Origin of the sequence: Pedobacter sp., assembly GCF_045627485.1 — a bacterium.
GTDB lineage: Bacteria > Bacteroidota > Bacteroidia > Sphingobacteriales > Sphingobacteriaceae > Pedobacter.
Genome location: NZ_JAZQNU010000127.1, coordinates 1 through 10,891, shown reverse-complemented (window position 1 = coordinate 10,891; position 10,891 = coordinate 1). Strand labels below are relative to the sequence as shown.

The window sequence follows — 10,891 nt, the reverse complement described above, 5'->3', positions numbered from 1 at the left end:
TTGGCCTCGTTATGCAACTGATTAGCATTGCTGCTTTTTATTTTACAGGCAGCCAGCTTTATCTTTTTGTTGCAGGCATTATATTAATTGATATTGGCCAGCAAGCGATTCATGTAACTAACCAGACCCGTATTTATGCCTTGGTGCCCGAAGCACGTAACCGACTAAACACAATTTTTATGTCGGTTAGTTTTGTGGGTGCAGCCATGGGTTCGGCAATGGGTTTATGGCTTTGGGACAAAGGGCAGTGGCCGGTCTATTGCTATGGAGCCGCAGTTGTTATTTTATTGAACATCTGCGTCTACAAGTTTTACAGCGCTAAATTGAAAAGCCTGGCTTAATTAATTTGCTGTGTGTTTGTTTGACTTTGCCATTATGCAATTAAGCTCTGATTGTTTATATATTTGTTAATAATTAAAGATTGAACATGACTAAAAAGAAAGACGAAAAACAGCCACATGTTGCTGTAGTCAACGAGAACTCAGTACAGTTTTTTGAAAAATATATTAATAACCCTTCCCCTACGGGATTTGAATATCCTGGTCAGAAATTATGGCTGGATTATCTGAAACCTTATATCGATGAAAGTTTTATCGACAACTATGGTACTGCCGTTGGTGTAATTAACCCAACAGCAGAATTCAGGGTAGTGATTGAAGCGCATGCAGATGAGATTTCCTGGTTTGTAAATTACATTACGCCAGAAGGTTTAATTTATGTGATACGCAATGGTGGTTCTGATCACCAGATAGCCCCTTCCAAAAGGGTTAATATACACACTGAAAATGGAATGGTACAGGCAGTTTTCGGCTGGCCGGCTATACATACCCGCAGTGGTGAAAAAGAAGAAGCACCAGCAATTAAAAACATCTTTTTAGATTGTGGATGTACCTCTAAAGAGGAAGTTGAGAACCTGGGCATCCATGTAGGTTGTGTTATTACCTACGAAGACGAATTTATGGTTTTAAACGACAGGTATTACGTTGGTCGTGCTTTAGATAACCGTGCTGGTGGTTTTATGATTGCCGAAGTAGCCAGGTTATTAAAAGAGAATAAAAAGGAACTTCCTTTCGCTTTATACATTGTGAACTCTGTGCAGGAAGAAATTGGTTTGCGTGGTGCTGAAATGATTGCACATCGCATCAAGCCACATGTGGCAATTATTACCGACGTGACACATGACACCACCACACCAATGATTAGTAAGATTACACAGGGTGACCTGGCCTGTGGTAAAGGACCAGTGGTTTCTTATGCACCAGCAGTGCAAACAAACTTAAATAAGCTTTTAATTGAAACGGCTAAACAAAACAATATCCCATTCCAGCGCCAGGCCTCAAGCCGTTCTACAGGTACAGATACTGATGCTTTTGCCTATTCCAACGGAGGGGTACCTTCGGCATTGATTTCATTGCCGCTGCGTTACATGCATACCACAGTAGAAATGATTCACAAGGAAGATGTGGATAATGTGATCAGACTGATCTACCATTCGCTTTTGAATATTCAAAAGGACCATAATTTTATCTACACGAAGTAATTCCAGTGTGGTGAGGAATTAATCCTAATCATTACAGGATTTTTAAAAACCATTAAAAAATTTAAGCGCGCCAGCAAATGCAGGCGCGCTTTTTTTGTAGCTATTAGTTCTGCTGTACTTTTATTACTTTTATATAAACAGCTAGTTATGAGCGATCAAAGGATTAATTTCATTGAAAAAGTAAAGGCATCGTACCAGCCAGGCGGCTCTTTTATTTATTTGGGTGCCGGAATACTAAATGGACAGGTACAGGCAGAAGCAGAAGTGAACCTACCACTCCGTATGATGAACCGTCATGGTTTGGTAGCCGGGGCTACGGGGACCGGAAAAACCAGGACACTGCAGCTATTGGCCGAACAACTATCGGATGCCGGGGTACCGGTGTTTATGCTCGATGTAAAAGGTGATTTGTCGGGCCTGAACCAGGCTGGGACTGCTAATGCGAAGATTGAAGAACGAATGGCGGGGTTAGGTAGAACTTTTGAGCCCATGGGTTTTCCGATTGAACTTTACTCCCTCTCTGGTAAATTGGGTGCGCAAATGCGGGCAACGGTACTGGAGTTTGGCCCTGTGTTGCTGGCCAAGATATTAGATTTAAATGAAACGCAGACTGGAGTATTATCAGTAATCTTTAAATATGCTGATGACCATAAGCTTCCTGTTATTGATTTAAATGACCTTAAAAAGTTGGTTTCTTACTTATCAGAAGGTGCTGGCGCGGAAGAGATTAAAGCAGACTATGGTAAAATTTCTACCGCTACCTCAGGCACTTTACTCAGGAAAATTGTAACTGTAGAGCAGCAGGGTCTGGGATCTATGTTTGGTGAGCGGTCATTTGATATTGAAGACCTGTTTGAGCGTACCGATGGCAAAGGCGTGATCAGCTTGCTAAACATTGCCGATGTTCAAAACCAGCCAGTACTTTATTCTACGTTTTTACTCAGTTTACTGGCTGAATTGTTTACCGAGCTTCCCGAAGCCGGTGATCTGGACAAACCTAAACTGGTGTTCTTTTTTGATGAAGCGCATTTACTGTTTAAAAACTCTTCTAAGGCCTTTATGGAGCAGATTGATATGATTATCCGTCTGATCAGATCGAAGGGCGTAGGGATCTTCTTTTGCACCCAGTCGCCCACTGATGTTCCCTCTAATATTCTCTCGCAGTTAGGCAACCGGGTGCAGCATGCCTTAAGGGTGTTTACCCCTAACGATGCAGAAGCATTAAAGAAAACGGTTAACACGTATCCACGCTCTGATTTCTACGAAATAGATAAGGTATTAACCTCGCTGGGTACAGGACAGGCCATAGTAACGGTTTTAAATGAAAAAGGGATTCCAACTGAAGTGGTGGCAACCATGCTCGCCTCTCCCCGCTCTGTGATGGGCCCGTTAAGCAGTGCTGACTACCAGAACGTGATCAATCATAGTGCAATGACCGCAAAATATGCGGAAACCATTGATCCGGAAAGTGCGTATGAATTATTAACCAAAAGAATAAATGACGAGTTAATTGAAGCGCAAGATGCAGCAAAAGATATGAAGGTCACCCCTGTTCAGAAAAAAGGAGAGAAAAGTATGGTTGAACAGGTGATGGGTGCTACCATTACCAGGCAAATAGGGAAAGAAATAGTACGCGGTCTTTTTGGCATGCTAATTGGGAAAAAAACACGTAGCAGGAAAAACAAGGGTTTTTTCGGTATCTAAGGAGATTTACTCCTCTAAAAACGGCAAATAACTTCTTTAAATAATTTATTTTTTCTACTTTTACGAACGATCAATTTTAATTTTTAAACTTTTTTAATGAAACCTACCTTACTAATATTAGCCGCAGGCATGGCAAGTCGCTATGGCAGCATGAAACAAATTGATGGCTTCGGGCCTAATGGAGAAACGATAATTGATTATTCAATTTATGATGCGATAAAAGCTGGCTTCGGAAAAGTAGTTTTTATCATCAAAGAAGAGTTTGTAGAAAACTTTAAATCGATATTCGAACCAAAATTAAATGGCAAAATAGAAACTGATTATGTATTCCAAAACTTTGATCTTAAACAATTTGGAATCGATGAAGAAATAGAAAGAGCAAAACCATGGGGAACCGCCCATGCAATTCTTTCGGCCAGAAATACCATTAAAGAACCATTTTGCGTAATTAATGCCGATGACTTTTACGGTTTGGATGCCTACCAGAAAATGGTTGACTTTTTAAATAACGAAGTTAATGGCAGCAACTACGCTATGATTGGTTATGAAATTGGAAAGACCTTATCTGAATATGGTGCTGTATCGCGTGGTGTTTGTAAGGTAGATAGCGCCGGTAACCTGGAGGAAATTGTGGAACGCACCAAAGTGTTTAAAGAAGGTGACCATATTGTTTATGAGGAAGATGAGAAAACATATCCCCTTGATATTGACACCCGCGTATCAATGAATTTCTGGGGTTTTACACCGGAGGTATTCAAAACCACAGAAGATTTATTCAGAACTTTTGCAATGGACAACAAAGAAAACCCTAAGGCAGAGTTTTTCATTCCATTGGTGGCGGAGCATTTAGTAAAATCTAACGCAGCAGCTTTTAAAGTAATTCCAACGGATAGCAAATGGTTTGGTGTTACTTACAAGGAAGATAAACCTATTGTACAGGCGAGCATAGACCAGTTAGTGAAAGATGGCGTATACCCAGAGAATTTATGGAACTAGTTTAGCTTTTTGAGCATAAAAAAAGAGCCTTGATAAATCAAGGCTCTTTTTTATGGAGTTACGACAGCTTATTTTTTGTCGTCTTTTACTTCTTCGAAGTCAACATCAGTAACATTGTCACCACCAGCAGCTTGATCACCTGTAGGTTGACCAGCAGCGCCGTCAGTTGGTGCAGAACCGTCCTGACCTGCTTTGTACATCTCTTCAGATGCTTCATTCCAAGCAGCTTGAAGTGCTACCTGAGCAGCATCGATATCAGCAAAGTTTCTAGCAGCATGCGCATCTTTCAACTTTTTCAAGTTTTCTTCAATAGGCGCTTTTTTACTTTCAGAAATTTTGTCACCGAATTCTTTCAATTGTTTTTCAGTAGAGAAGATCAATGCATCAGCACTGTTGATTTTATCAGCTTCTTCTTTTTGAATTCTGTCAGATTCAGCATTTTGCTCTGCTTCTTCTTTCATTTTCTTGATTTCTTCGTCAGTTAAACCAGATGAAGCTTCAATACGGATTTTTTGTTCTTTACCAGTAGCTTTATCTTTTGCACTTACGTGTAAGATACCGTTTGCATCAATATCAAACGCTACTTCAATTTGAGGAACACCACGTGGAGCTGGTGGAATACCGTCTAAGATAAAACGTCCGATGGTACGGTTTTGTGCAGCCATTGGGCGCTCACCTTGTAAGATGTGGATCTCAACAGATGGCTGGTTATCAGCAGCAGTAGAGAAAGTCTCTGCTTTTTTAGAAGGAATAGTTGTATTGGCTTCAATTAATTTAGTCATTACACCACCCATAGTTTCAATACCTAAAGAAAGTGGGGTAACATCTAATAACAATACATCTTTTACTTCTCCTGTTAAAACACCACCTTGAATAGCAGCACCAATTGCTACAACCTCATCAGGGTTAACACCTTTAGAAGGCTCTTTACCGAAAAAAGCTTTAACCGCTTCCTGAATAGCAGGCATACGAGTTGAACCACCAACTAAGATAATTTCATCGATATCAGAAGTTTTTAAACCGGCATTTTTCAATGCTGATTTACATGGATCAATAGTACGTTTAATTAAATCACTAGCTAATTGCTCAAATTTAGCACGGCTAAGGGTTCTAACTAAGTGTTTAGGTCCTGATGCGTCAGCAGTGATATATGGTAAGTTGATTTCTGTAGAAGTTGTGCTCGATAATTCAATTTTAGCTTTCTCAGCAGCTTCTTTTAAACGTTGTAATGCCATAGGATCTTGGTGAAGGTCCATGCCATTTTCATTTTTAAATTCTGCAGCCAACCATTCGATAATGATGTGGTCAAAATCATCTCCACCTAAGTGTGTATCACCGTCTGTAGATTTAACCTCGAAGACACCGTCACCTAATTCTAATACAGAAACGTCATGAGTACCACCACCACAATCGAAAACAACAATTTTCATATCGCGGTGAGCTTTGTCTAATCCGTAAGCTAATGCAGCAGCAGTAGGCTCATTGATGATACGTTTTACCGTTAAACCAGCAATTTCACCTGCCTCTTTAGTAGCCTGACGTTGTGCGTCATTGAAATATGCAGGAACAGTAATAACTGCTTCTGTTACTTCCTGACCTAAAAAGTCTTCCGCGGTTTTTTTCATTTTCTGCAAAATCATTGCAGATATCTCTTGTGGAGTATATTTACGATCGTCGATTTCTACACGAGGTGTATTGTTGTCGCCTTTAACAACTTTATAAGGAACACGTCCTACTTCTTTAGCAACTTCTGCGAAGCTACTTCCCATAAAGCGTTTAATTGAATAAATCGTCTTTGTTGGATTGGTAATTGCCTGACGTTTAGCCGGCTCACCTACTTTTCTTTCACCGTTCTCTGCGAATGCAACAATAGACGGCGTTGTACGTTTACCTTCACTGTTGGCTATAACTACAGGTTCGTTACCTTCCATTACGGAAACGCAAGAATTCGTTGTTCCTAAGTCTATACCAATTATTTTTCCCATTTTATTATATCTTTAATGTTTTACTTATTCGATAGGACGAGTTAATCAAGGGTTGTGCCAATATTCATTTGGCAGAATTTTGTGGCGATAATAAGCTATATATATTAAAATATAACGTTTTCTAATTACGCTGCTGACACGTTGACAGATTAAGATGGTAAATTGAATAGACGTTCCAGGTAATGATGACCGATTCCGAAATAAGCTTTGGCTGCTTTTATTTTTTCTAATACTTCCAATTTTTTAGCATCATCTTCTCGTTGTTTAATTCCAACCACCAGAACATTTTTTGGTGTATGAACACCTGAAACGAATTCCATTACTTTAGTCTCATACCCAAAATAATTCAGGATCAATGCTCTGATACCATCTGTTACCATTTCTGCCTGTCGCTCCAAAAAGATACCATATTTGGTAATATAGCTCAGTTCATTCTTAACTTTGGATGCTGTCATTTCACGTCGTATCTGTTTATGACAGCAGGGTGCCACAACTATTAATCTGGCACCAGCCGTTATACCTTTAAATATCGCATCATCAGTGGCAGTATCACAGGCATGCAAGGCAATAAGTAAGTCTATTCTTTCGGCCTCATAATCCTGGATAGTGCCTTCCTGAAAGCGCAAGCCATTAAAACCAGAATTGACAGCTATACGATTACAAAGTTCCACCAAATCTGGCCGATACTCTACCCCAGTTACCCGAGTATTAAGTTTCAAAACATTTATAAGATAGTCATAAAAAGCAAAAGTAAGATAACCTTTACCTGAACCCATATCTACTACATGTTGAAGTTCCTGGTCTTTAAAATTCTGTAATAATGGACTCAACAAGGAGATATATTGGTTGATTTGTTTGTATTTATCCTGAGCATTTTTAAACACCTCACCTTTAGCATCGGTAATGTTAAGTTCATGCAGATATTTCTTTTGAATATCTGCATTCACAAGTCTTACTTTTTCCTTGTTATGCGAAAGCGATGGCTGCAAATTCAAAGAGGCTGGCTTAGTAATGAGTTCATACCCTAACCCGTCCCTTTTTTGAACAAGAGATAAATCCATCTTGGAGGTAAATAAAGTTGACATGGCAAACCCATTAACAATTTGCGTCATAACAAGTGCTACACCTTCCTCATAACTATAGTTTTTAACGATATCCCTTGTCTTATACCTGTAAGTAAAAGAAAGCTTATTAGCACGCTTAACTTGAATAACCCTAACATAGATATTCTTAAGATCCTTTTCTGGCCCCTTGTAATTACCGAGTGACAGCTTTAGAAACGTGCCATCTATTAGTGAAGAATTAATCGCGGTTTCAAATTCTTGCAATGATGTTGTTGTAGACATGCTAAATATTATTAAAGGACAAAAGTAAATTAAAATCACATATGCAAAAAGCCCTGCTGGATTACAGCAGGGCTTTTATATGTTTTGAAAACAAAGTTATTATAACTACGCTTCTTTGGTCGTTTCACCTTCAGCAGGAGCATCTGTAGCTGGAGTTTCTTCAACTGCAGTTTCAGTAGCCGCTTCAGCAGCAGGAGCATCAGCTTTTTTGGCTTTACTTCTACCACGACGAGTGGTTTTCTTTTCAGCAACTTCTGCTTCTTTACCATAAACTTCGTTGTAATCAACCAACTCAATTAATGCCATTTCAGCGTTATCACCTAAACGATTGTTTAATTTAATGATCCTTGTGTAACCACCTGGACGAGTAGCAACTTTTGCAGCTACATCACGGAACAACTCAGTAACCGTATCTTTATCTTGCAAATAACTAAAAACGATACGACGAGAATGTGTAGTATCAGTTTTAGATTTTGTAATTAAAGGCTCAACATACATACGTAAAGCTTTAGCTTTTGCTAATGTAGTAGAGATTCTTTTGTGTTTAATAAGTGATGAAGCCATGTTAGCTAACATCGCTTTACGATGTGAATCTGTTCTGCCTAAGTGGTTTCCTTTTTTACCGTGTCTCATTTTTGAATTTATTCGGTGTGTACCGTCTCTTGATTTAACAGAGGGAATTACACACGATTAACAATATATAATTTGTTGTATTATTCTTCGTCTAACTTAAATTTAGAAAGGTTCATTCCAAAAGATAAACTCTTAGATTTAACCAATTCCTGAATCTCAGTCAATGATTTCTTACCGAAGTTTCTGAATTTTAACATATCAGCTACATCATAAGATACTAAATCAGCTAACGTGCGAATATCAGCAGCTTTTAAGCAGTTTAAAGCACGAACTGAAAGATCTAAATCAACTAATTCAGTTTTAAGAATTTTACGCATATGCAGAATTTCCTCATCAACTTCTTTAGTTTCTTCTTTAGCTTGAGACTCCAATACAAGATTCTCATCTGAGAATAACATAAAGTGTTGAATCAAGATTTTTGCAGCTTCTTTCAGAGCTTCTTCAGGATGAATTGACCCATCAGTAGAGATATCTAAAATTAACTTTTCGTAATCCGTTTTTTGTTCTACACGATAGTTTTCAATCGTATATTTAACATTTTTCATTGGCGTGTAAATCGAATCGATAGCGATCACACCAACAACAGCGTCATTAACTTTATTCTCTTCTGCAGGAACATAACCACGTCCTTTATTGATAGTTAATTCTACCTCTAAAGTGACTGTTTTTTCCATATTGCAAATCACTAAATCAGGATTTAAAACCTCAAAGTTACTTGAGAATTTAGTGATGTCACCTGCTTTAAACTGATCTTGGCCATTTACGATGATAAAAATCTTTTCAGAGTCACCAACATCACCAACTTTTTTAAAACGAACTTGTTTTAAACTAAGAATGATTTCAGTTAAATCTTCCACAACACCTTTCATCGTAGAAAACTCATGGGATACTCCAGAAAAACGAATACTTGTAATGGCAAAACCTTCGAGTGAAGAAAGTAAAATCCTTCTTAAGGCATTACCAATTGTTACACCGAAGCCGGGCTCTAAAGGACGAAATTCAAATGTACCATCGAAATCAGTTGATTTCTGCATGATGACCTTATCGGGTTTCTGAAATGCTAAAATTGCCATTTATAATGTTTTTAGATCGTTATTAATTTTTTGTAACGCAAAAAATTAACTGCCCTAATATTAAGGCAGTTAATTTAGTATGATTACTTAGAGTATAACTCTATTATCAGGTTTTCTTTAATGTTTTCCGGAATCTCATCGCGGTTTGGATAAGCTAAGAACTTACCAGTAAGTTCACTTGCATTCCAATCTAACCAATTGAATTTATTGATTGTTCTACCAGCAACTGAGTTCGTTATTGCTTCTAATGTTTTTGATTTCTCACGAACTGCAATAACATCTCCGGCTTTTAATTGATATGATGGAATATTTACCACTTCACCATTCACTGTTACGTGTTTATGGCTAACTAACTGACGTGCAGCTGAACGTGTAGTTGCAATACCCAATCTATATACTGTATTATCTAAACGGGCTTCTAATAATTGTAATAAATTATCACCTGTAATACCTTCTCGGGCTGACGCTCTTGTGAACAAGTTACGGAATTGACGTTCTAATACACCATAAGTATATTTAACTTTTTGTTTTTCCATTAACTGAATAGCGTATTCAGATTGTTTACCTCTTCTTTTGGAAGCACCGTGCTGTCCAGGAGGGTAATTTTTTCTGTCTAAAACTTTATCAGGGCCGAAAATTGGCTCTCTGAATTTACGCGCGATTTTGGACTTCGGTCCTGTATATCTTGCCATTTCTTTTTGTTTTAAAGTATCGTGCAACCTTAAGCTGCAGACTCTTAGCTTTAAAAATTAAATATTAAACTCTTCTCTTCTTAGGAGGGCGACATCCATTGTGAGGAAGCGGGGTGATATCTTTGATAGAGGTTACTTCAATACCAGCTACTTGCAATGTTCTAATTGCAGACTCGCGGCCTGAACCTGGACCTTTTACAAAAACTTCTACTTTACGTAGACCTAAATCAAATGCTACCTTACCGCAATCAGATGCAGCTTGACCTGCAGCGTATGGAGTGTTCTTTTTAGAACCCTTAAATCCCATTTTACCTGCTGAAGACCATGATATGGTTTGACCGTTGTTATTTGTTAAGGTAACAATGATATTGTTAAAAGTAGCATTGATATGTGCCTGTCCTACAGACTCAACAACAACAATACGCTTTTTGGTTACTTTTTTACTTTTAGCCATAATTATACTTCGATACTAATATTATTTAGTAGCTTTTTTCTTGTTAGCAACTGTTTTTCTCTTGCCTTTACGAGTACGAGAATTGTTCTTAGTACGTTGACCACGTACTGGCAATCCTTTTCTATGACGTAAACCACGGTAACAGCCAATATCCATTAAACGCTTAATATTCAACTGAACCTCTGAACGTAAAGCACCTTCTACTTTAATCTGGTCGTTGATAATTGTACGGATAGCCGATAACTCATCATCAGACCAATCTTGTACTTTTTTGTTTAAATCGATACCTGCTTCCGTCAATATACGTTGTGCAGTAGATCTGCCTACTCCGAAGATGTAGGTTAATCCTATTTCGCCTCTTTTGTTTCTTGGTAAATCAATACCTGATATCCTTGCCATATTTTATACTAATGTTGATTATTTGATTAAACGACAGATTGAATAACCTGAACATTCAATCTAATCATA

The 10,891-nt window shown here is 38.2% G+C and carries 11 protein-coding genes; 4 read left to right on the top strand and 7 right to left on the bottom strand.

Annotated features, from left to right (window positions below; all coding sequences use genetic code 11):
* The 4 genes from ACR2F3_RS09800 to ACR2F3_RS09785 all read left to right on the top strand — a co-directional run.
* The coding region (locus ACR2F3_RS09800; RefSeq protein WP_432709798.1) for an MFS transporter at window positions 1-341 on the top strand (341 nt) is incomplete at its 5' end.
* 86 nt (window positions 342-427) lie between these two features.
* A complete protein-coding gene (locus ACR2F3_RS09795) occupies window positions 428-1,540 on the top strand; it encodes a M42 family metallopeptidase (RefSeq protein ID WP_432709797.1) in 1,113 nt (370 codons plus the stop codon).
* Between the two features lie 147 nt (window positions 1,541-1,687).
* The gene (locus ACR2F3_RS09790) at window positions 1,688-3,244 is read left to right on the top strand and encodes a helicase HerA-like domain-containing protein (RefSeq protein ID WP_432709796.1); all 1,557 of its coding nucleotides are present in this window, start codon (window positions 1,688-1,690) and stop codon (window positions 3,242-3,244) included.
* 96 nt (window positions 3,245-3,340) lie between these two features.
* A complete protein-coding gene (locus tag ACR2F3_RS09785) occupies window positions 3,341-4,240 on the top strand; it encodes a nucleotidyltransferase family protein (RefSeq protein ID WP_432709795.1) in 900 nt (299 codons plus the stop codon).
* Between the two features lie 68 nt (window positions 4,241-4,308).
* On the opposite strand, the gene dnaK is transcribed toward ACR2F3_RS09785, so the two are convergent.
* The 7 genes from dnaK to rpsM form a co-directional block, all read right to left on the bottom strand.
* Window positions 4,309-6,225, bottom strand: coding sequence for a molecular chaperone DnaK (gene dnaK / locus ACR2F3_RS09780; protein WP_432709794.1), 1,917 nt, complete (start codon window positions 6,223-6,225; stop codon window positions 4,309-4,311).
* Window positions 6,226-6,374: 149 nt separating this feature from the next.
* Window positions 6,375-7,571, bottom strand: coding sequence for a class I SAM-dependent methyltransferase (locus tag ACR2F3_RS09775; RefSeq protein ID WP_432709793.1), 1,197 nt, complete (start codon window positions 7,569-7,571; stop codon window positions 6,375-6,377).
* Window positions 7,572-7,676: 105 nt separating this feature from the next.
* Window positions 7,677-8,204: a 50S ribosomal protein L17 gene (gene rplQ / locus ACR2F3_RS09770; RefSeq protein WP_432709792.1), complete on the bottom strand. Its 528-nt coding sequence runs from the start codon at window positions 8,202-8,204 to the stop codon at window positions 7,677-7,679.
* 80 nt (window positions 8,205-8,284) lie between these two features.
* Window positions 8,285-9,277, bottom strand: coding sequence for a DNA-directed RNA polymerase subunit alpha (locus tag ACR2F3_RS09765; RefSeq protein WP_196859750.1), 993 nt, complete (start codon window positions 9,275-9,277; stop codon window positions 8,285-8,287).
* A gap of 83 nt (window positions 9,278-9,360) precedes the next feature.
* Window positions 9,361-9,969 (bottom strand): 30S ribosomal protein S4, encoded by a 609-nt coding sequence (gene rpsD / locus ACR2F3_RS09760; protein WP_432709791.1) that lies wholly within the window; start codon window positions 9,967-9,969, stop codon window positions 9,361-9,363.
* A 64-nt stretch (window positions 9,970-10,033) separates the two neighbouring features.
* Window positions 10,034-10,423: a 30S ribosomal protein S11 gene (rpsK, locus tag ACR2F3_RS09755; RefSeq protein ID WP_090992910.1), complete on the bottom strand. Its 390-nt coding sequence runs from the start codon at window positions 10,421-10,423 to the stop codon at window positions 10,034-10,036.
* Between the two features lie 21 nt (window positions 10,424-10,444).
* Window positions 10,445-10,822, bottom strand: a complete 378-nt coding sequence (gene rpsM, locus ACR2F3_RS09750; protein WP_432709790.1) for a 30S ribosomal protein S13 — start codon at window positions 10,820-10,822, stop codon at window positions 10,445-10,447.
* Window positions 10,823-10,891 lie beyond the last annotated feature (69 nt).

Coding starts and splice junctions, on each gene's coding strand:
- ACR2F3_RS09795 (WP_432709797.1), top strand. CDS start 428: ATGACTAAAAAGAAAGACGAAAAACAGCCACATGTTGCTGTAGTCAAC.
- ACR2F3_RS09790 (WP_432709796.1), top strand. CDS start 1,688: ATGAGCGATCAAAGGATTAATTTCATTGAAAAAGTAAAGGCATCGTAC.
- ACR2F3_RS09785 (WP_432709795.1), top strand. CDS start 3,341: ATGAAACCTACCTTACTAATATTAGCCGCAGGCATGGCAAGTCGCTAT.
- dnaK (WP_432709794.1), bottom strand. CDS start 6,225: ATGGGAAAAATAATTGGTATAGACTTAGGAACAACGAATTCTTGCGTT.
- ACR2F3_RS09775 (WP_432709793.1), bottom strand. CDS start 7,571: ATGTCTACAACAACATCATTGCAAGAATTTGAAACCGCGATTAATTCT.
- rplQ (WP_432709792.1), bottom strand. CDS start 8,204: ATGAGACACGGTAAAAAAGGAAACCACTTAGGCAGAACAGATTCACAT.
- ACR2F3_RS09765 (WP_196859750.1), bottom strand. CDS start 9,277: ATGGCAATTTTAGCATTTCAGAAACCCGATAAGGTCATCATGCAGAAA.
- rpsD (WP_432709791.1), bottom strand. CDS start 9,969: ATGGCAAGATATACAGGACCGAAGTCCAAAATCGCGCGTAAATTCAGA.
- rpsK (WP_090992910.1), bottom strand. CDS start 10,423: ATGGCTAAAAGTAAAAAAGTAACCAAAAAGCGTATTGTTGTTGTTGAG.
- rpsM (WP_432709790.1), bottom strand. CDS start 10,822: ATGGCAAGGATATCAGGTATTGATTTACCAAGAAACAAAAGAGGCGAA.